The 502-nt window shown below is 44.0% G+C and carries 1 protein-coding gene; it reads right to left on the bottom strand.

Annotated features, from left to right (window positions below):
• On the bottom strand, positions 1-500 hold a 500-nt coding region (locus tag R7190_RS31255), incomplete at its 3' end, for a membrane integrity-associated transporter subunit PqiC (protein ID WP_318138396.1).
• Between the last annotated feature and the right edge of the window lie 2 nt (positions 501-502).

Here is a 502-nt window from a genome sequence, read left to right on the forward strand (position 1 = left end):
TCTTGCAATGGCATCAATATTTTTACTTGCGAGCTTCGAACGACGTTGCCGCTTGCATCGATGAGTAACCATTCACCTTCAATCTCTGCATTACCTTGGTAGCTACCATTAAACTTGTTCAAAGTAAGTTGAAGCTTGGATTCTCCACTTTGATCCAGAAGATTATTCATTTCAACTGGCCAATAGTCGCTTTGTTTTTGGCGTAGCTCAGCCACAACACGTTGGGTAATTTGCTCAGAAATACTTTGAGCCCACTGGTGGCGTTTGGCTTGAACAATCTGAGTATCTGATGTGCGATACACAATACTATTGTCATTCAGGTAACTAGCGAGTTGAGCCGGACGAATCACCAGTAAAGGTCGTTCTGCAATGCTCATCTGGTTAGACGTTTTTGTCTCAGCTTTAGGTAGGAGATACAGCGCCCCTGTTGTTTCTGGCGCGCTGCTGCATCCTGTCAATCCGGTTACAAGTGCTGTCGCTAATAAGAATACACGTTTCATTA

Source organism: Vibrio sp. 1078-1 (genome assembly GCF_033340475.1).